The organism is Staphylococcus condimenti (genome assembly GCF_001618885.1).
GTDB lineage: Bacteria > Bacillota > Bacilli > Staphylococcales > Staphylococcaceae > Staphylococcus > Staphylococcus condimenti.
Genome location: NZ_CP015114.1, coordinates 2,239,884 through 2,260,090 on the forward strand (window position 1 = coordinate 2,239,884; position 20,207 = coordinate 2,260,090).

Genomic DNA, 20,207 nt, shown 5'->3' on the forward strand with positions numbered 1-20,207 from the left:
GTATGATGAATTTTGAGAGAGTTTAAAGAAAAAGAATAAACACTATGAATTGGAAACATGATTTAAGAATGAAGAAATCGATTCAAGTGGATAGAGAACAATTAGAATCGAGGCGTATTTTATTTATGAAAAAATTGGTGTTATTAATTTGCATTGGTATTATCGCAGCTGTATTACAAGGATGTTCACAAAAAGACTCTGACTTAGAAAGTAAGAGTGATAAAATCAAAGTTGTAGAATTTGCTGATTATAAATGTCCATATTGTAAAAAAGTAGAAGATAATATCATGCCGAAATTAAAAAAAGATTATATTGATAAAGGCAAAGTAGACTATCAAATGGTTAACGTAGCTTTTTTAGGTAAAGATTCTATTATTGGTTCGCGTGCAGGCCATGCAGTAAAAAATATTGCGCCTAAACAATACTTAGAATTCCAAAAGAAAATATTTGCAGCACAACCTAATACAGAAGATCACAAAAAACCTTGGATTAATGAAAAATTATTAGACAAGTTAATCGATGATTTAAATATCTCAAATAAACAAAAGTCGGAGATTAAAAAAGACTATAAAACAAAAGATAGCAAATCTTGGAAAGATGCTGAAAAAGACAAAGCATTTGCTAAAAAGAAAAATGTAGATACAGTACCAGTTGTTTTTGTGGATGGTACCAAATTGGATGATCCGTATCATTTTAAAGAGTATAAAGATTTACTTGAAAAATAAAGCAATATAAAGACGAATAAGGCCGATACATTTAAAAAATAATGTGTCGGTCTTTTTTTATTTTAGAAACAGACAAAAATACGGGTAAATTATAGTGAACACAAGTACCAATCTTGTGTAAAAGATTGGTAAGTGCTAAAATACACAAGTATAAAACGTAACGATTACGATTTATTATTGAGGATTGAAATCTAACATGATGGTAGATATATAAGGAAAGGAAGTATTTTTTATGCAACATTATCGCATAGCAATTATCGGAGCAGGAGCAGCTGGAGTCGGTATGTCTATCGCTTTGCAACAATTAGGATTAGACAATGAAGATATGGTTGTTTTAGATAAAGGGAAAATAGGGCAATCATTTTTAAATTGGCCGAAATCTACACGCACGATAACTCCTTCATTTACAACTAACGGATTTGGCATGCCAGATATTAATGCTGTTTCGACTGAAACTTCACCTGCATTTACATTTAATGAAGAACACATTTCAGGAGAAACTTATGCAGACTATTTGAAGACGGTCGCAGAATATTATGAATTGCCTATTCAAGAAAATACACCAGTTAAAAATATTGAATTTGTGGATGGTCACTATGAAATACAAACAGAGCAAGGATTAATTACAAGTGAATATATCTTTGTAGCAACAGGTGACTTTTCATTTGCGCGTAAACCATTTAAATATGGACAACATTATAGTGAAGTTGAAGATTTTACAAAAATGCCTGGAGAAGAGTATGTCATTATCGGAGGCAATGAAAGTGCTTTTGATGCTGCGATTTGTATGGCTGAACAAGGAAAACAAGTATCAATCTATACACATACTACTGGATTAGAACAAGATAATGCAGACCCTAGTATCAGATTGTCTCCTTATACACAGCAACGCTTGCAACAAGTAGTGAAAAACGGTGCAGCTATAGAATTGAATGTTGGATATACAGCTTCAACTATTGATTTTTCAGATATGGATCGTAAATATGTGGTGAAATTTAATAATGGTAAACAAGCGGCAACACGAAATGAACCTATTTTAGCAACAGGCTTTGATGCCACTACTAATCCGATTGTACGTCAATTGTTCAGTACAGCTGATGGTGAAATTGAATTAACTGAACTTGATGAGTCTACACGTTACCCAAATGTATTTCTTATAGGCCCTACAGTACGCCATGCGGATGCGATATTATGTTATATTTATAAATTCCGTTCTCGTTTTGCAGTACTTGCAGAACAAGTCATGGAACGAGAAGCATTAGAGGTGGACCAAACTGCTTTAGAAACATATAAAGCTAATAATATGTATTTAGATGATTATAGTTGCTGCGAAGTGGATTGCTCATGTTAGAAGTTAAATTTAATTTAGCAACAGGTCAGAGTTCACCTATCCCAGATAAGCCGCATATCCTGAAACTTACGCACTATGATCGTTTGACAACTGGCCAGCAATTTTTGCTGCGCCAGTTTATTTTACGAAAACAAATTCATGCATCACCCTATAATGCAGTAGAATCAGACGTACAAACAACACAATCGGACTTTAGAAAATTAAAAGAATATATAGAAGAAAGTCGTCAACACCATCCGAAAATGAAAGATACGATACTTGGATGGCTCATTATATTTTTAATGTTCGCACTGCCAATTTATTTGGCTTACCATTTTTCAGATTGGCTGCAAAGCACTTATGTTACACAATGGATTGATCAAATGACTAAACAAGCGAACACACCTTATCAATGGATAAATCATATCCTTTATGGAGATTATGGTGTATTATCTCTTGGTATTTACTCGCTCGTATGGGCACTTCCTGTTGTTGTAATGATAGGAATATCTACTGCGGTCATCGACCAGACTCATCTCAAAGAATATGTAGTGTGGTCGATTGAACCTACAATGAGAAAGATTGGATTAGATGGACAAGATATTATTCCTGTGCTTGAAGGATTTGGTTGCAATGCTGCTGCTATTACACAAGCCAACAGCCAATGCAGCAGCTGTACAAAAGAAAATTGTATGAGCATTATCAGCTTTGGTTCTTCATGTAGTTATCAAATAGGTGCAACACTTTCATTATTCAGTGCAGCACATCATTCTTGGCTTTTTGCACCTTATTTATTGCTCGTTTTTGCAGGCGGTATTCTTCACAATAAATTATGGTATAGAAAACCCACAACATTTCATGTGACACCTCCGATTTATCGTTCAAAGCTACAATGGCCGAAAGGTAAGCCGCTGCTCAACCAAATCTGGGGTACGATTGAAATGTTCTTACTGCAAGCATTACCGATTTTCATTGCAATTTGCATTGTAGTCAGCGTCTTATCACTGACTCCTATATTAACAATCATTTCAGGAGTATTTACGCCATTGCTTGCATTATTGCATATACCAGACACCATGGCACCTGGTATTTTATTCTCTATGATACGTAAAGATGGAATGCTGCTCTTTAATTTTGACCACGGAACAATATTGCAATCATTAGCACCAGCCAGCTTATTGATACTTATATTTTTCAGTTCTACATTTTCTTCGTGCATGGTAACTGTCTCTATGATGGTAAAGCATCTAGGATTGAAAAAAGGTGCCAGTATTGTAGGTCGTCAAATGACAACAGCTGTCATCTGTACACTATTTTTAGCACTTATAGCTGGTATTTTATTTTAATATCACTAAAGAGAGGGATTCAATATGGATATTGTTATACTCGGCGGATTTCTGGGTGGCGGTAAAACAACGACACTTAACAATTTAATTAAGCAAGCCATTAAGCATGAATTAAAACCTGCAATTATCATGAATGATTTCGGTAAAGCTAGCGTCGATCGTTTTCTTGTTGATCAAACAGTACCGATGGACGAGATTATTGAAGGCTGTATTTGCTGTGCAATGAAAGGAGATGTATCAAGACAGCTCCACCAACTCTATTTGGATTATCAACCGGATGTGGTCTTTGTAGAGTGCAGCGGGATTGCAGAACCACAATCCGTAATTGATGCTTGCTTAACTCCAGCACTTACACCGATTTCAACAATTCAAGCAGTAATCGGTGTGATTGATGCTTCGCTTTACGCGAAACTTGAAACATATCCAGGTGAAATGCAGAAACTTTATTATGAACAATTAGCACATTGTTCCCACCTATTTATTAATAAAATTGATTGCTGTGAAACAGAAGCAGTTGCAAAGATTTACAGCGATCTTAATATTCTTAATCCAGAAGCAGAAATCACTATAGGTAGTTATGGACATATTGAAAGTGATTTATTTAAGCAAAAAGAAATGAAAAAACGTGAAGCGATAGAAGATAATGTTTCATCTTGCAATACCTCTCAACACAGGCATCATGATGGAATAGGACATCGTTACTTTGAATTTGATAGTGCAATTGCTTTAGAACAATTGGTGGGATGGTTGGAAAAATTACCGCAATCTATTTATCGTGTAAAAGGTTTTATTCGCTTTAAAGAACACCCTGAAACACAATTAGTGCAATATAGTGCCGGACAAGTAGAAATTTCGCCTATCAGTATAGAGTCGAAAGTACAAAATTATTTGGTTGTTATCGGGAGTCATTTAGAAAAACTGAAATCTCCAATTATTTAAGGCCATATTTAAACTGTAATTTGGGTAAATAAAAGAGGAGTTCGATTAAAAGAACTTTATTGTTGATATATTTTTTGTATCTGGTATACTAAATATACAAACAAATTATTGGAGGTTTCATTTATGACTAAATTTACTTTTGATCCAGCACACTCTTCTATCGAATTCCAAGTTAAACACTTAATGGTGTCTAAAGTGAAAGGTAGCTTTACACAATTTAACGCTGATTTATCAGGTGACTTAAATGATTTAAGTTCATTGAAAGGTTCAGCATCAATTGATGTAAAATCAATCGACACAAACCAAGAAGATCGTGACAACCACTTACGTACAAACGATTTCTTTGATGCAGATAATCATCCAGAAATTAAATTCGAAATTAAAGATGTAGCAAAAGACAAAGTAACAGGCGACTTAACAATTAAAGGTGTTACGAATGAAGAAACATTCGACCTTGATTTCGAAGGTGTCAGCAAAAACCCATTAAACGATACTAACGTAGCAGGTTTCACAGTATCTGGTAAAGTAGACCGCGAAAAATACGGTATGTCATTTAACCAAACATTAGAAACAGGCGGCGTATTAATTGGTAAAGATGTTAAATTCGAAGCAGACTTAGAATTTATCGTTGAAGACTAATTTTTAATAAATGGACTGTAGTGCAGTATATAGACTGTGCTGCAGTCTTTTTCTTTTTTGTTGGTAATTCAAGTTCAATATATACCATAATGAAGATAGAAATTTCTAAAGTATCCATATAAAAAAGGAAGTGAAGAAGAGTGGCAATTAAAAGAGAAGGCAATAAAATTATTTTTAGTCGTGTTTTTGATGCACGAATCCAAGATGTATTTAATGCATATACAACAAAATCAAAATTTGAAAAATGGTTTCATCCAAAAGGTGCAAGCACCGAAGTTTATGATTTTGATGCAAGACCAGGAGGTAAAAACTTCTTCAAAATTAATGCACCAGATGGTCAAAGTTATACGGTTATGCAATATGATGAGATTGAAGCACCCTATAAAATTATCTATCATGACTATTTCGCAAATGAAAAAGGTCAGATTAACCCTAATATGAACGGCATGAAAGTAGAAATTTATTTTGAATCTAAAGATGCTGAACAAACAGAGGTTAAATCTATTTCTATCATGCCAACAGAACAATCAGCACAACAATTGCTTGATATGGGAGTAGAAGAAGGTATGGAAAGCACATTAGATCAGTTAGAGGAATTACTTAAAAAGTGATGGGAATTCCCTGATTTCTGTTTTACCTCATTTCGCTTATTAAATGAAAGTGCTACACTATAAATGACATAAGACTTGATTTGCTTTTGAGATAAAGAGGTGAAAAGAATGAATGAACGTTACGTTAAAGTCGTTATTCTGTACATTTTAAGTACATTAGTACCTTCTGTTTTATTTAGCTCTAAATGTGTATCTAACAGTTTCTTAAAATGGTTCTTGCGTACAGTTGCAGGATGCGGTATCTTTTCTGCTGGCTTAAAATTTATGGTCAAAAGAAAAAATAAAAAACAAGCTTAATAATATTGAGGTGAAGCGGCAATTTGTCGCTTCATTTTTTTGCAATATATGCTACAAATAAAACAGTTTTTGTATATTAAAAAATGGACTGCAAACATTTATTTAAGCTCATAGATGTTTATGACAAAATTTTGAATTTTACTCTATGCATAGAGAATAAATAATAATATAATATATCTATCTCAAAATGATATATAGGGGGAAGTATTTTTTATGGTTATGCAAAATCATAAAACGATTGAAGATACATATGCTTCACGTGAGACAATGAACAGTGTAGTAAGTTCATCTCAAATGAAATCAGTCATGCTGAGTAAGACGCCAGTGCGTTATTTCCTCAAAGCAATGATGTCAGGTTTCTTATTGTCAATCGTGGCAGTATTCATGTTAGCAATCAAAACACAACATAACGGTATCAATGAAGGTACTATTAACTTATTAGGGGCTCTTGCTTTTAGTTTAGCCTTGGTATTAATCGTTCTTACACATTCTGAGTTATTAACAAGTAACTTTATGTATATGACAGCTGGTGCATATTATAGATCAGTGCCGATCGGCAAAATTATTTGGTTATTTACAGTATGTTTTATCGGTAATATCGTCGGGGGATTTGTACTTTTCGGTTTGCTGAAATTTACAAGCGTAATGACACCAGAAATGGTTGAAGCATTAACAAAAATTGTTGATAAGAAAACAACACTTGGTACTTGGGACGGTATTTTAGTAAAAGCCATCTTTGCCAACTTCTTTATCAATATCGGTATCTATGTCTCTATTCAATTCAAAGAAGGTTTATCTAAAGCTTTCTTCATCGCTTGCGGTGTAGTAGTCTTCGTATTTATGGGATATGAACACGTTGTTTATAACGCTAACTTATTCTCAGGTATGATGTTCTATAATTTAGATGCATTATCTTGGATTGATGTGTTGAAAAATATCGTCTGGGCATTTATCGGTAACTATATCGGCGGCGGTATTTTCGTAGGTCTGTTATATGCTTACTTTAATGGAAAAAGAAACCATTATATTGAAGAACAAAAATAATTGAAACTTGTTAGGGAATCCCCTCAGAATTGAGATAAGGGGATTCCCTATTTTTATAAGAAAGTTGTGAATGCATTCACATAAGGAATTAAAATAAGGTACAATGCAATAAAGGGGGAAACACATCATGTCACAAACGATAATCGTGATGCATGGTATGAGACGTGGTAAGCAAAACCAATTATTAATGGAAGAATTAGAACATGTGGGCAAACAAGTAGATGGTGAATTTGATGTCGCATTTATTGAAAGTGATGAATTATCGTTGCCGCAAATTATAAGAAAACATTTATCAGAAGGCGAGCATTATTTTACCATCGTGCCATTACTTCTTTTTTCTGGTCGTCATTATTTAGAAGATATACCAGCCATAATGAAAGAAATGCAGTTGATGTTTCCAGGAAGTATTCATTATCAAATCCGTCAGCCCCTTTGTTATCATCCAGCACTGACAAACTGGATTCAAAAACGAATTGATGCATGGAAATATCAAAATAATTTGAATTCTGCAATTGTATTAATCGGTCATGGCAGTCCATTTTTGACTGAACCTGATGATGAATTAAATATGTTGAAAGCAAAGTGTCGAACAGAGCGTCCAGTTTATACGATGATGTTTTATGGAGACTTGCAGTTTGAGAAACTTTTACCAGAAATGAAAGATAACTTTGAACATATTTTAGTAATTCCGGTGTTTTTCTATGACGGATTTTTAGTCAATAAAATCAAAAAGAAGATTAATGCGATTCAAGGAGATTCAGATATTACAGTTGCCCCTGCATTAAATTTTGAACCGGAATTAGATGAGATGTTGGCAGCACGATTAAATGAAGTTAAGGAGATTTCGTAATGTATCCAATACAACTTAATTTGAAAAATAAACGTGTCGCACTGATAGGCGGTGGTCGCATTGGTTTTCGTAAATTCAAGCAGCTTGCTAAAGCAGATTACGGCAGTGTAACGGTTATCAGCAAAGCTTTTTTGCCTGAATTTTTCGAACAATCTTATCCTGGTATTAAATTAATCACCAAAGACTATGACAAAGAAGATATTGCAGAAGCGGATGTTGTGATTATTGCGACAGATTCACAAGAAATCAACGATCAAATCAAACAAGATACTAAGCCGCATCAATTAGTGAACCATACAGGTGATAAATTGCAATCGGATTTTTTCAATATGAGAGAATTTGATTTTGAAGATTTGGCTATCAGTGTGCGTTCAAACGGTGGGGATTATATAAAAGCAAAACAAGTTTCAAAAGCAATAGAAAAGTATTTACAGGAAGATTATGGGAGGGAAAACGGATGTCTAGACAACGATTAGTTATGATCGGTAATGGGATGGCCGGAGTAAGAACGATTGAAGAAATTATAGATAGAGACCCTGATAAATTTGATATTACAATCATTGGGAAAGAACCTTATCCGAACTATAACCGTATCATGTTATCCAATATTTTACAGAAAAAGATGACAGTAGAAGAAACAATAATGAATCCTTATTCATGGTATGAAGAAAATGGGATTGCATTAATTACAGGTGAAAGCGCAACACGTGTAAATCGTGAAAAACATATAGTAGAAACTGAAAAAGGTCGTGAAATTCCTTACGATATCTGTATTTTCGCGACAGGTTCTAAAGCATTTGTCTTACCGATTCCAGGACACGAGTTACCAAGTGTTATCGGTTGGCGTACGATTGAAGATACAGAGCGTATGATTGAGATTGCACAAAATAAAAAAGAAGCCATTGTTATCGGCGGTGGTTTGTTAGGTCTTGAATGTGCCCGAGGATTACTCGATCAAGGCATGAATGTCACAGTTGTACATCTTGCTGAATGGTTGATGGAAATGCAATTAGACCGTCAAGCAGGAGATATGCTGCGTGAAGATTTAGAAAAACAAGGTATGAAATTTGAACTAGGTGCAAATACAAAAGAAATCGTCGGAGATCAAGATGTAGAAGCAATTCGATTAGCAGATGGCCGCGTGTTGCCTGCTGATTTAGTTGTTATGGCAGTAGGTATCAGACCATTTACACAAGAAGCGATTGATTCAGGCATCGATGTTGAACGCGGAATTGTCGTAGATGATTTCATGCGTACAAGTGATCCGGAAATATATGCAGTAGGCGAATGTGCACAGCATAACGGAAAAGTTTATGGTCTGGTTGCACCGTTATATGAACAAGGTAAAGTATTAGCTGATCATTTAACAGGCCGTCCTACTGAAGGTTATCAAGGTTCTACTACATTCACTTCATTGAAAGTGTCTGGTTGTGATTTATATAGTGCTGGACAAATTCAAGAAGATGAAGAAGTAGAGGGTGTAGAAATCTATAATAGTCATGATCATGTCTACAAAAAAATCTTCTTAAAAGAAGAAAGAGTTGTAGGGGCCGTATTATATGGTGATACAGATGATGGTACACGTTTCTTCAATATGATGAAAAAACGCGAACCAATTGAAGACTATACACTTGTCTCTCTTTTACAAAAAGTAGGAGAAGAAGCATCATCTTCAGTTGCTGATATGGATGATAGTGAAACAATTTGCGGTTGTAATGGTATATCAAAAGGAACAATTGTCAGTGCAATTGTTGAAGATGGTTTAACTTCAGTTGCAGAAGTGACTAAAGCAACAAAAGCAGGTAATTCTTGCGGTAAGTGTAAACCTCAAATCGGTGAATTATTAGAACATACATTAGGTGGTGCTTTTGTAGCTTCTAAGCCAGCAGGTATTTGTGATTGTACAGAATTAACGCGTGATCAAATCGTAACGCAGATTCGTGCCAAAGGATTAAAAACATCTAAAGAAGTACGTCATGTTCTAGACTGGAAAAATAAAGGCGGTTGTCCGAAGTGTCGTCCAGCTATCAACTACTATTTGAATATGGTTTATCCTCATGAACATGAAGATGAAAAAGCATCACGTTTTGCAAATGAACGTTATCATGCCAATATTCAAAATGATGGAACATTCTCTGTTATACCTCAAATGCGCGGCGGTGTTACAAATCCTGATCAACTTATCCGTTTAGGTGAGGTTGCGAAGAAATACGATGTGCCATTGGTAAAAGTAACTGGATCACAACGTATCGGATTATATGGCATCAGCAAAGAAGACTTACCGAAAGTCTGGAAAGATTTAGGCATGCGTTCAGCGTCTGCCTATGCTAAGAAAACACGATCTGTTAAAAGTTGTGTTGGTAAAGAATTTTGTCGTTTCGGTACACAATATACAACACGTCTAGGTATTCGATTAGAAGAAACATTTGAATATATCGATACGCCGCATAAATTTAAAATGGGTGTTTCTGGTTGTCCACGTAGCTGCGTTGAATCTGGAGTGAAAGACTTCGGTGTAATCGGCGTAGAAAATGGTTTCCAAATTTATATTGGAGGCAACGGTGGTACTGAAGTAACGAAAGGTCAATTTTTAACTACAGTTGAAACTGAAGAAGACGTAATTCAATTATGCGGTGCTTATATGCAGTATTATCGTGAAACAGGTATTTACGCAGAGCGTACTGCACCTTGGTTAGAGCGTATGGGCTTTGAAAATGTAAAAGAATATGTTTTAGATCCTGAACGTCAAAAAGCTTTATATGATCGTATTATGGATGCGAAACGTGCTGTGGCGGAAGAACCATGGTCAGAAATTGTTAATGATCAAACAGATCAAAAAATCTTTAAAGTAGAGAAGGTGTAAGCATGCGAGCAATGGAAAAAGTAAGAGTAGCAGCATTAGAGGATTTAACACCTTTAATCGGTACAAAAGTTATCGTACGCGATAAAGAAATTGGAGTGTTTCTAACGGAAGACGGTAAGATTTTTGCGGTCAATAATGTATGTCCGCATAAACAAGGTCCTTTATCAGAAGGAACTGTAAGCGAGCATTCCGTATTTTGTCCGCTTCATGACCAACAAATTGATCTAGAGACAGGCCTTGTCCAAGAACCTGACACTGGCTGCGTTGAAACATATGAAGTTGAAATCATCGATGGAGATGTATATTTATGTCTGTAAGTCCAACCGGCCATGTTTATCTTATTGGTGCAGGACCAGGTAATCCAAACCTATTAACACGTAAGGCAGAACGTCTTATTCGAACAGCGGATATTATTCTTTACGACCGCTTAGTTAATCCATTTATCTTACAACTTGCACCGCCTGAAATAGAGATTATTGATGTAGGTAAAAAGCCTTACAGCAGACATGTTCAACAAAGTGAAATCAACGAAGTGTTATTAGATGCTGCTTATAAACATCGAAAGGTAGTACGATTAAAAGGTGGAGACCCTGCTATTTTCGGCAGAGTACATGAAGAAGTAGATATTTTAAAAGAACATCATATTCCTTGTGAAATTGTACCCGGGATTACGACAGCCAGTGCAGCTGCTGCAACACTCGGTGTCGGCCTGACTTGTCGCAATGTGTCAACGAGCGTGACATTGACGACAGGAAGTTTTAAAGGATCAGAAGAACAAGAAATTGATATTGCTTCTTTAATTGATGGCGGCACATTAGCGATCTATATGGGAATCAAACGTTTGCATACGATTATTACACAGATTTATAAACAAGTCGGCAAGGATTATCCGATTTGTGTCGTTTTTGATGTATCTTATGCCACACAAAAAGTCATCACTGGACATCTTTCTGATATTGAAAGAAAAGTGCAAGCTGATGCACCAGAAGATGCTCCTGGTATTGTGCTTGTCGGAGACGCATTAGAATATGCTGATGAAAATACACATATCCAGTTAGAAGAAACTACGAAATATTTTGGTAAAGAGTGTATAGTTACTGGACCAAGAGAAGCAGCAATTGAAAAAGCTTTTGAAATATATGATGCTGGCGGTTGGTGTATGATAGATCCGAATAACGACAATCATTATCATCAAAGTCAGTTAGATTTGATTTACCGCTATATGCAAGTAAATGACAATACAATGATTGTAAGAGCATAGCAAGAGTATAAAAAACGGGCTTCGGCCCGTTTTTTGTTTGTTTATAGAGACAAGTCATGCCTGACTATACTCCAAATCGATGAATAAATAAGAATGCCAATTAACACGAAGTTGAATCCAAGGACTGTATTCTAAACCTCGTGTGCAATAAAAGTAGGGAATCCCCCTAGGCATATAGGAGAATCCCTAATACCTGAAAGACGCTTCAAAATATACAATTAAAGTAAGTCGAAAAAGCAGTCACTGATAATTTAACAGCTAAATGTGTACGTAATTTGATGAGAGGATGTTATATATGGCGAAATTTGGAATGAACTTTTTTAAGCCAACTGAAAAATTTAACGGCAATTGGTCGGTTTTAACAGATAAAAGCAGAGAATGGGAGAAAATGTATCGTGAACGTTGGAGTCACGATAAAGTCGTACGTACAACGCATGGTGTAAACTGTACAGGTTCATGTTCATGGAAAGTGTTTGTGAAAAATGGGGTTATCACTTGGGAAAACCAACAAACAGACTATCCAAGTTGCGGACCGGATATGCCTGAATTTGAACCGCGTGGATGTCCGCGTGGGGCGTCATTTTCTTGGTATGAATATAGCCCGCTTCGTGTACGTTATCCATATATGCGCGGCAAGTTATGGGAACTTTGGACAACAGCATTAGAAGAACATGAAGGCAACAACATTGCTGCATGGGCTTCAATCGTAGAAGATCCTGAAAAAGCAAAAATTTATAAAAATGCCCGTGGTAAAGGCGGACACATGCGTGTGTCTTGGAAAGATGTATTGCAGCTGATTGCAGCGCAATTATTATACACAATTAAAAAAGACGGTCCTGACCGTATCGCTGGTTTTACACCAATCCCGGCAATGTCTATGTTGAGTTATGCATCAGGTGCACGATTCATCAATTTGATGGGCGGAGAAATGTTGAGTTTCTATGATTGGTATGCCGATTTACCACCTGCTTCACCGCAAATTTGGGGTGAACAAACGGACGTTCCGGAATCTAGTGATTGGTATAACGCCAACTACATTATTATGTGGGGTTCTAACGTACCATTAACACGTACACCAGATGCCCACTTTATGACTGAAGTACGGTACAAAGGAACAAAAGTAGTTTCTATCGCACCAGACTATGCTGAAAACGTAAAATTTGCAGATAACTGGCTAGCACCGAACCCTGGTACAGATGCTGCGGTGGCACAAGCAATGACACATGTCATCTTACAAAAATATTATGTGGATGAGCCTTCTGAAATGTTTATCAACTATGCAAAACAATATACAGATATGCCATTCTTATTAATGTTTGATGAGCATGAAGATGGATACAAAGCAGGACGCTTTTTACGTGCCAGCGATTTAGGAATGGAATCTGAAAACAATGAATGGAAACCAGTTATTTTTGATAATGAATCTGGCGAAATCATGGTTCCGAACGGCACAATGGGACAACGCTGGGAAGAAGGCAAACAATGGAACTTGAAATTAGAAAATGAAGATGGTTCTAGAGTAGATCCAGCAATGTCAGTTGCTGAAGGTGAACATGACATCGATATTATGAAATTCCCTTATTTCGATAATGCAGGCAATGGTATTTTCGAACGTCCGATTGCTTCTCGTGAAGTGACATTAGCAGACGGCAAGAAAGTCAAAGTGGCAACAGTTTATGACTTGATGACAAGCCAATATGGTATCCGTCGTTTCAATCACGAACTTGAAGCCAAAGGTTTCGATGATGCTGAAACACAATATACGCCAGCATGGCAAGAAGCTGTAGCAGGTGTAAAACAAGACGTTATTACACAAGTTGCAAACGAATTTGCACAAAATGCAATCGATACAGGCGGTCGTTCAATGATTATCATGGGTGCTGGTATTAACCACTGGTTCAACTCAGATACGATTTATCGTGCAGTCTTAAACTTGGTAATGCTTTGCGGCTGCCAAGGTGTCAACGGCGGAGGCTGGGCACATTATGTAGGACAAGAAAAATGCCGTCCGATTGAAGGATGGAGCACGATTGCGTTTGCGAAAGACTGGCAAGGTCCGCCGCGTCTGCAAAATGGTACAAGCTGGTTCTACTTCACAACAGATCAATGGAAATATGAAGAATCAGGCGTTGATAAGTTAGCTTCACCGCTTGCAGGTGAACTTAAACATAAACACCCTGCAGATTATAACGTTACTGCAGCACGTTTAGGCTGGCTGCCATCTTATCCGCAGTTTGATACAAACAGTTTGAGATTTGGAGAAGATGCGAAAGAAGCGGGAGAATTCACAAATGAAGAAGTATTGAAACGTGCAGTAGAATCTGTGAAAAACCGCGAAACTAAATTTGCTGTAGAAGATCCGGATTTACGTACGAATCATCCGAAATCACTATTTATTTGGCGCTCTAACTTGTTATCAAGTTCTGCTAAAGGCCAAGAGTACTTCATGAAACATATGTTAGGTACAAGTTCTGGATTATTAGCTGAACCGAATGAAGAAGATAAGCCGGAAGAAATGATTTGGCGTGATGATGTACAAGGTAAATTAGACTTAATTGTTGCTTTAGATTTCCGTATGACTTCAACACCGCTTAAAGCAGATATCGTATTACCAGCTGCAACATGGTATGAAAAACATGACTTATCGTCAACAGACATGCATCCATTTGTACATCCATTTAATCCAGCGATTGATCCATTATGGGAATCTCGTTCTGACTGGGATATTTTCAAATCGCTGAGTCAGACAGTATCTGAAATGGCCAAAGTTTATATGCCAGGTACTTATAAAGATGTCGTGACATCACCATTAGCACATGATTCAAAACAAGAGATTGCGACACCTTACGGTAAAGTAAAAGACTGGACTAAAGGTGAAGTTGAAGCAATTCCTGGAAAAACAATGCCAGGTTTTGCAGTAGTAGATCGTGATTATACACTTATTTATGACAAATATGTCACTGCTGGACCTTTATTAGAAACAGCAAAATTAGGTGCACATGGTGTAAGCTTCCCGGTTAAAAAACAATACGAAGAAGCAAAAGATATTGTGGGCGCATGGAGTGACGGCACAATCAAAGACGGACGTCCAAGAATTGACACAGCAAGACGTGCAGCAGATGTTGTATTAAACATTTCATCAGCAACCAATGGAGAATTATCTCAAGCGTCTTATAAAGACTTAGAAGAAAAAACTGGAATGCCTTTAACTGATATTTCTAGTGACCGCAGTGCTGAAAAAATTACTTTTATGAATATTACATCTCAACCGCGTGAAGTCATTCCGACAGCAGTATTCTCAGGTTCAAATAAAGGGAACAAACGTTATTCACCATTTACAACAAATATTGAACGTCTCGTACCATTCCGTACATTAACAGGACGTCAAAGTTATTATTTAGATCATGAAATCTTCCAGCAATTCGGTGAAAGCTTGCCGGTATATAAACCTACTTTACCGCCAATGGTATTTGGTACAAAAGATAAACAAGTTATCGGCGGACAAGACAATTTAGTTTTAAGATATTTAACACCGCATGGTAAATGGAATATCCACTCTACTTACCAAGATAACCAGCATATGTTGACACTATTCCGTGGTGGACCGACAGTATGGATTGCAAAAGAAGATGCAGAAGCACATGACATTCACGATAATGATTGGTTAGAAGTTTATAACCGTAATGGTGTCGTGACTGCCAGAGCCGTAACTTCGCACAGAATGCCTAAAGGGACAATGTTTATGTATCACGCACAAGATAAGCACATTCAAACACCAGGATCTGAAATTACAGGATTACGTGGTGGTTCACATAATGCGCCGACAAGAATTCATTTGAAACCGACACAATTAGTCGGAGGATATGCGCAAATCAGTTACAGCTTCAACTATTATGGGCCAATAGGTAACCAAAGAGATGTTTATGTAGCAGTGAGAAAGATGAAGGAGGTAGATTGGCTTGAAGATTAAAGCACAAGTAGCCATGGTATTGAACTTGGATAAGTGTATCGGATGCCACACATGCAGTGTAACGTGTAAAAATACTTGGACAAACCGTCCAGGTGCAGAATATATTTGGTTTAATAATGTAGAAACAAAACCTGGCGTCGGTTATCCAAAACGTTGGGAAGACCAAGAACACTATAAAGGTGGATGGACGTTAAATAAAAAAGGAAAATTAGATTTGAAAGCAGGCAGCAGATGGTCAAAAATTGCTTTCGGTAAAATTTTCTATAACCCAGATATGCCAGTTATCAAAGATTATTATGAACCTTGGACTTATAACTATGAGCATTTAACAACAGCTAAAGCTAGTAAACATTCTCCTGTTGCGACTGCACATTCAGTTATCTCTGGCGATAAAATTGATTTGCACTGGGGACCTAACTGGGAAGATGATTTAGCAGGCGGACATGTTACGGGTCCAGAAGATCCTAACATTCAACGTATTGAAGAAAAAATTCAATTTGATTTTGATCAAACTTTCATGATGTACTTGCCGCGTCTATGCGAACACTGCTTGAACCCTAGCTGTGTAGCCTCTTGTCCATCTGGTGCAATGTATAAACGTGATGAAGACGGTATTGTATTAGTAGACCAAGATGCTTGTCGCGGATGGCGTTATTGTATGACAGGTTGTCCTTATAAAAAAGTGTACTTCAACTGGAAAACAAATAAAGCTGAAAAATGTACATTCTGTTTCCCAAGAGTTGAGGCAGGGATGCCGACAGTTTGTTCTGAAACTTGTACAGGACGTATGCGTTATTTAGGTGTATTATTATATGATGCAGACCGCGTACATGAAGTAGCATCTTGTGAAAATGAACAAGATTTATACGAAAAACAATGTGAATTGTTCTTGAATCCTTATGATGAAGATGTGATTGAACAAGCGAAAAAAGATGGTATTACAATGGATTGGATTGAAGCAGCTCAAAACTCTCCAGTCTACAAATTAGCAATTGAATATAAACTTGCATTCCCATTGCATCCTGAATATCGTACATTACCAATGGTTTGGTATTGCCCACCATTAAGTCCGATTATGAACTACTTTGAAGGTAAAGATTCTATTAAAAATCCAGATGCAATCTTCCCTGCAATTGAAGAAATGCGTTTGCCGATTGAATATCTTGCAAGTTTATTGACTGCAGGTGATACAAAATCAGTGAAAGAAGCATTGCAGCGTATGGCGATGATGAGAAGTTATATGCGTGCACAAGTTACAGGTAAGGAATTTGATACAGACCGTTTAGCACGTCTTGGTTTAACTGAGCGTCAAACAAAAGATATGTATCGCTTATTAGCAATTGCTAAGTATGAAGACCGTTTCGTGATTCCGACTTCTCATAAAGAACAATATATGGATACTTATGCTGCTCAAGGCAGCCAAGGTTATTCATTCGGCGATCAAATGAATGGTACTGGAAGCGGAAGCGGTTGTGAAGGTTGTGGTGCACCAGTAGCAATGAAACCTGGACAAACTGGACAAGAAGCTTATAACGAAAGCTTTTATGGAGGGATTTTCCGTGATTAACTTAGATAATTTTTATAAATATCAAGAATCCATCGGTTATTTCGCGCAACAATTGAACTTCCCGGAAAAATTAACATTTCATCCTAAAACATTTAACGACATTTTCGATACAAACCACCCAGCATACGCTGAGGTGGTAGCGTATCGTGAACAAATTCAAAGCTATACATTGACTGAAATCAAGCAGCTTTATACAGATACTTTTGATTTTAATAAACAAGCGCCGCTTTATATGACATATAATAAATTTGATACACAAAAAGAGCGTGGTCAAATGTTGGCGAAATTAAAAGTACTTTATGAAATGTTCGGATTAGAGATGGTTGATAATGAATTATCAGATTACCTGCCTTTGATGCTTGAATTTTTATATGCAGCACAGTGGCAAAATGATGACCGTGCAGAAGGTAATATTGAATTTATTATTATGGTCATTGAAGATGGTTCATATGCGATGCTCCAACAACTTAGAGAAATGGATAGTCCTTATGCTCCTTTGATTAAGGGCTTAAGAGAGACTTTAAAATTATGTTTACAACCGAGCAAAGAGGTGAGCCACCATGCTTAATCAATTTTTATGGGTTATTTATCCATATTTATGTGTTGCGATTTTTGTTATTGGCCATATTGCGCGTTACCAATATGATCAATTTTCATGGACAGCAAAATCTAGTGAGTTTATTGAAAAGAAACGTTTGAAGTGGGGAAGCTTATTATTTCATTTAGGTATTATTCCTGTTGCTGCAGGTCACTTTGTTGGACTTGTTATTCCAGCTTCTTGGTTAGAGGGTATTGGCGTTAATAATCACCTTTATCATATTGGTGCAGTTTATATCGGCAGCTTATTTGGTTTTATGGTCTTAATTGGTATGATTTTATTAACATTCCGCCGTGTATCTATTAAAAATATCAGACGCTTAAGTTCTGCTTCAGATATGGTAGTTAACTTCTTTTTACTTGTGATTATTTGTATGGGATTATATTCTACACTTGTAACCAATGCGATATCACCAGATTTTGATTACAGACAAACTATTTCTATTTGGTTCAGACACTTATTTACATTTAATCCGAATGCAAGTTTGATGACAAATGTGCCATGGTCGTTTAAACTGCATATATTCTTAGGTTTTTCTATTTTTGCATTATGGCCTTTTACACGTTTAGTTCACGTGTGGAGTGTTCCATTAACTTATGCAAGCAGAAGTTATATTATTTATCGTAAAAATAAAGCCAGATCATAATAGTGAGGAGGAGAGATGTTGATGTTGAATAGTGTAATTGCTTCAGACTACTTTGATTACCAAGAAGCTTTGGATGAAATCAGAGTGATAGAGAAATTTGATTTTGCAGCGATTGCATTGCCTGAAGATGGCTCGCATAGTGCAGTCATTAAATGGAAGTATGCTTCCGGTAATATCAATAACCGCTATCGAATGATCGTTTTAAGACCAGGCAAAGGTTTAGCTGGACTCGTGGTACGTACGGGTTCCAGAAAAATTATCGATGATGTAGATGCTGAGTTAAGTCAAAATGACAAATTAGGTTATCCGATTGTTTTAAGCGAAGCGTTAACAGCCATGGTTGCGATTCCTTTATGGAAGAACAACCGAGTTTATGGTGCTTTGTTGTTAGGCCAGCGCGAAGGCCGTCCGTTACCTGAAGGTAGCAGAGCAATCCGTATTAATCAACGGTTAGGGAGTTTTACAGATGAAATCAATAAGTAACCGTGACAAATTACAAGATTTATTAACACAATATTATTTGAATACCAATGAAAAAATGGTTTTTTTAAATAGTGCAGGGGAAGTCATTGCATTAAATGAAGCAGCTGAAGAAGTTTTTGCAGAAGATAATGATTATTCTCAAATGACCAATGCGGTATGCCGCAGATGTGAAGGTTATTCCAATGAATATGACATTATGTCTTGTGAAAACTGCTTTTTAGAGGCTTTGGAAATAGGAAAAGGCAGCTTCCAAGTGTTTATGCGCACAAAAGAAAATAAAGTTCAACCTTACACAGCATCTTATGAATTGATCGATCATAAAAAAGGAATTTACGCATTTACATTACACAACGTGTCTCCGCAAATTCAGCGTCAAGAACGTATGTATCAACGAAAAATGATGCAAAAAACAATTTCCGCTCAAGAAAATGAACGAAAACGTATTTCAAGAGAACTGCATGATGGCATTGTACAAGAATTAATCAATGTAGACGTGGAATTGCGTTTGTTAAAATATCAGCAAGAAAAGGATGAATTGATAGATAATTCGAAGCGAATAGAGGGTATCATGTCACGTTTGATTGATGATGTACGTAATTTATCAGTAGAATTACGTCCGTCTTCTCTTGATGATTTAGGATTAGATGCTGCTTTTCGTTCTTATTTTAAACAATTCGAGAAAAATTATGGCATCCATATAGATTATCATACTAATTTTTCTGCACAACGCTTTGATAATGAAATCGAAACTGTGGTATATAGAGTAGTGCAAGAAGCATTATTTAATGCCTTGAAATATGCACAAGTCGATGTGGTTGAAGTTTCATTGCAATTAAATGAAAATAATATTATTGCAGAAGTGAGCGATCGCGGTGTCGGATTTAAACGGGGAGATAATCCAAAAGGAACAGGATTAGGTTTGTTCGGCATGAATGAACGTGCAGAATTAGTGAATGGTTCAGTTAATATAGATTCTCAGATCGGTCGCGGCACCATTGTAACATTGGAAGTTCCAATAACTGATATACGATAGGAGAC

19 protein-coding genes are annotated in these 20,207 nt (G+C 36.5%); all 19 read left to right on the forward strand.

From position 1 onward, the window contains the following. Positions 1-125 precede the first annotated feature (125 nt). The 19 genes from A4G25_RS10605 to nreB all read left to right on the forward strand — a co-directional run bounded on the left by A4G25_RS10605 (position 126) and on the right by nreB (position 20,202). Positions 126-725 carry a DsbA family protein gene (locus A4G25_RS10605; protein WP_047131639.1) on the forward strand — a complete coding sequence of 200 codons (600 nt, stop codon included), beginning with the start codon at positions 126-128 and terminating at the stop codon, positions 723-725. Positions 726-957: 232 nt separating this feature from the next. Beyond that, positions 958-2,076: an NAD(P)/FAD-dependent oxidoreductase gene (locus tag A4G25_RS10610; protein ID WP_047131545.1), complete on the forward strand. Its 1,119-nt coding sequence runs from the start codon at positions 958-960 to the stop codon at positions 2,074-2,076. After that, complete coding sequence (locus A4G25_RS10615) at positions 2,070-3,401, forward strand: nucleoside recognition domain-containing protein (protein WP_082107849.1); 1,332 nt, start codon at positions 2,070-2,072, stop codon at positions 3,399-3,401. The genes A4G25_RS10610 and A4G25_RS10615 overlap by 7 nt, the downstream gene beginning before the upstream one ends. A 24-nt stretch (positions 3,402-3,425) precedes the next feature. Continuing rightward, entirely contained in the window at positions 3,426-4,340 is a 915-nt protein-coding gene (locus A4G25_RS10620; RefSeq protein WP_047131543.1) for a CobW family GTP-binding protein, read from the forward strand. A 123-nt stretch (positions 4,341-4,463) separates the two neighbouring features. After that, entirely contained in the window at positions 4,464-4,979 is a 516-nt protein-coding gene (locus A4G25_RS10625; RefSeq protein ID WP_047131542.1) for a YceI family protein, read from the forward strand. Positions 4,980-5,119: 140 nt separating this feature from the next. Then, positions 5,120-5,590: an SRPBCC family protein gene (locus A4G25_RS10630; RefSeq protein WP_047131541.1), complete on the forward strand. Its 471-nt coding sequence runs from the start codon at positions 5,120-5,122 to the stop codon at positions 5,588-5,590. Positions 5,591-5,698: 108 nt separating this feature from the next. Next, positions 5,699-5,887 carry a hypothetical protein gene (locus A4G25_RS10635; protein ID WP_047131540.1) on the forward strand — a complete coding sequence of 63 codons (189 nt, stop codon included), beginning with the start codon at positions 5,699-5,701 and terminating at the stop codon, positions 5,885-5,887. 213 nt (positions 5,888-6,100) lie between these two features. Beyond that, a complete protein-coding gene (locus A4G25_RS10640; protein WP_047131539.1) occupies positions 6,101-6,931 on the forward strand; it encodes a formate/nitrite transporter family protein in 831 nt (276 codons plus the stop codon). 127 nt (positions 6,932-7,058) lie between these two features. Then, positions 7,059-7,781 (forward strand): sirohydrochlorin chelatase, encoded by a 723-nt coding sequence (locus tag A4G25_RS10645; protein ID WP_047131538.1) that lies wholly within the window; start codon positions 7,059-7,061, stop codon positions 7,779-7,781. Next, positions 7,781-8,257: a precorrin-2 dehydrogenase/sirohydrochlorin ferrochelatase family protein gene (locus A4G25_RS10650; protein ID WP_047131537.1), complete on the forward strand. Its 477-nt coding sequence runs from the start codon at positions 7,781-7,783 to the stop codon at positions 8,255-8,257. The genes A4G25_RS10645 and A4G25_RS10650 overlap by 1 nt, the downstream gene beginning before the upstream one ends. Continuing rightward, the gene (gene nirB, locus A4G25_RS10655; RefSeq protein ID WP_047131536.1) at positions 8,239-10,644 is read left to right on the forward strand and encodes a nitrite reductase large subunit NirB; all 2,406 of its coding nucleotides are present in this window, start codon (positions 8,239-8,241) and stop codon (positions 10,642-10,644) included. Before A4G25_RS10650 ends, nirB begins: the two co-directional genes overlap by 19 nt. A gap of 2 nt (positions 10,645-10,646) precedes the next feature. Next, a complete protein-coding gene (nirD, locus tag A4G25_RS10660) occupies positions 10,647-10,961 on the forward strand; it encodes a nitrite reductase small subunit NirD (RefSeq protein WP_047131535.1) in 315 nt (104 codons plus the stop codon). Further along, a complete protein-coding gene (cobA, locus tag A4G25_RS10665) occupies positions 10,952-11,905 on the forward strand; it encodes a uroporphyrinogen-III C-methyltransferase (protein ID WP_047131534.1) in 954 nt (317 codons plus the stop codon). Before nirD ends, cobA begins: the two co-directional genes overlap by 10 nt. 295 nt (positions 11,906-12,200) lie before the next feature. Beyond that, a complete protein-coding gene (locus A4G25_RS10670; RefSeq protein WP_047131533.1) occupies positions 12,201-15,875 on the forward strand; it encodes a nitrate reductase subunit alpha in 3,675 nt (1,224 codons plus the stop codon). Continuing rightward, the gene (gene narH / locus A4G25_RS10675; protein WP_047131532.1) at positions 15,865-17,442 is read left to right on the forward strand and encodes a nitrate reductase subunit beta; all 1,578 of its coding nucleotides are present in this window, start codon (positions 15,865-15,867) and stop codon (positions 17,440-17,442) included. The genes A4G25_RS10670 and narH overlap by 11 nt, the downstream gene beginning before the upstream one ends. Then, on the forward strand, positions 17,435-18,010 hold the full coding sequence (gene narJ / locus A4G25_RS10680) for a nitrate reductase molybdenum cofactor assembly chaperone (protein WP_047131531.1): 576 nt from the start codon (positions 17,435-17,437) through the stop codon (positions 18,008-18,010). The genes narH and narJ overlap by 8 nt, the downstream gene beginning before the upstream one ends. Continuing rightward, positions 18,003-18,686 carry a respiratory nitrate reductase subunit gamma gene (gene narI, locus A4G25_RS10685; protein ID WP_047131530.1) on the forward strand — a complete coding sequence of 228 codons (684 nt, stop codon included), beginning with the start codon at positions 18,003-18,005 and terminating at the stop codon, positions 18,684-18,686. The genes narJ and narI overlap by 8 nt, the downstream gene beginning before the upstream one ends. Before the next feature lie 21 nt (positions 18,687-18,707). Then, positions 18,708-19,169, forward strand: a complete 462-nt coding sequence (nreA, locus tag A4G25_RS10690; RefSeq protein WP_047131529.1) for a nitrate respiration regulation accessory nitrate sensor NreA — start codon at positions 18,708-18,710, stop codon at positions 19,167-19,169. Beyond that, the gene (gene nreB, locus A4G25_RS10695; RefSeq protein ID WP_047131528.1) at positions 19,153-20,202 is read left to right on the forward strand and encodes a nitrate respiration regulation sensor histidine kinase NreB; all 1,050 of its coding nucleotides are present in this window, start codon (positions 19,153-19,155) and stop codon (positions 20,200-20,202) included. The genes nreA and nreB overlap by 17 nt, the downstream gene beginning before the upstream one ends. Positions 20,203-20,207: the final 5 nt, after the last annotated feature.

Excerpts from the sequence above, each read along its gene's own strand:
- A4G25_RS10620 (WP_047131543.1), top strand. The coding sequence starts at position 3,426 with ATGGATATTGTTATACTCGGCGGATTTCTGGGTGGCGGTAAAACAACG.
- nirB (WP_047131536.1), top strand. The coding sequence starts at position 8,239 with ATGTCTAGACAACGATTAGTTATGATCGGTAATGGGATGGCCGGAGTA.
- cobA (WP_047131534.1), top strand. The coding sequence starts at position 10,952 with ATGTCTGTAAGTCCAACCGGCCATGTTTATCTTATTGGTGCAGGACCA.
- A4G25_RS10635 (WP_047131540.1), top strand. The coding sequence starts at position 5,699 with ATGAATGAACGTTACGTTAAAGTCGTTATTCTGTACATTTTAAGTACA.
- A4G25_RS10605 (WP_047131639.1), top strand. The coding sequence starts at position 126 with ATGAAAAAATTGGTGTTATTAATTTGCATTGGTATTATCGCAGCTGTA.
- nreA (WP_047131529.1), top strand. The coding sequence starts at position 18,708 with ATGTTGAATAGTGTAATTGCTTCAGACTACTTTGATTACCAAGAAGCT.
- A4G25_RS10610 (WP_047131545.1), top strand. The coding sequence starts at position 958 with ATGCAACATTATCGCATAGCAATTATCGGAGCAGGAGCAGCTGGAGTC.
- A4G25_RS10640 (WP_047131539.1), top strand. The coding sequence starts at position 6,101 with ATGGTTATGCAAAATCATAAAACGATTGAAGATACATATGCTTCACGT.
- A4G25_RS10670 (WP_047131533.1), top strand. The coding sequence starts at position 12,201 with ATGGCGAAATTTGGAATGAACTTTTTTAAGCCAACTGAAAAATTTAAC.
- A4G25_RS10650 (WP_047131537.1), top strand. The coding sequence starts at position 7,781 with ATGTATCCAATACAACTTAATTTGAAAAATAAACGTGTCGCACTGATA.
- nirD (WP_047131535.1), top strand. The coding sequence starts at position 10,647 with ATGCGAGCAATGGAAAAAGTAAGAGTAGCAGCATTAGAGGATTTAACA.
- nreB (WP_047131528.1), top strand. The coding sequence starts at position 19,153 with ATGAAATCAATAAGTAACCGTGACAAATTACAAGATTTATTAACACAA.
- A4G25_RS10625 (WP_047131542.1), top strand. The coding sequence starts at position 4,464 with ATGACTAAATTTACTTTTGATCCAGCACACTCTTCTATCGAATTCCAA.
- narI (WP_047131530.1), top strand. The coding sequence starts at position 18,003 with ATGCTTAATCAATTTTTATGGGTTATTTATCCATATTTATGTGTTGCG.
- A4G25_RS10645 (WP_047131538.1), top strand. The coding sequence starts at position 7,059 with ATGTCACAAACGATAATCGTGATGCATGGTATGAGACGTGGTAAGCAA.
- A4G25_RS10615 (WP_082107849.1), top strand. The coding sequence starts at position 2,070 with ATGTTAGAAGTTAAATTTAATTTAGCAACAGGTCAGAGTTCACCTATC.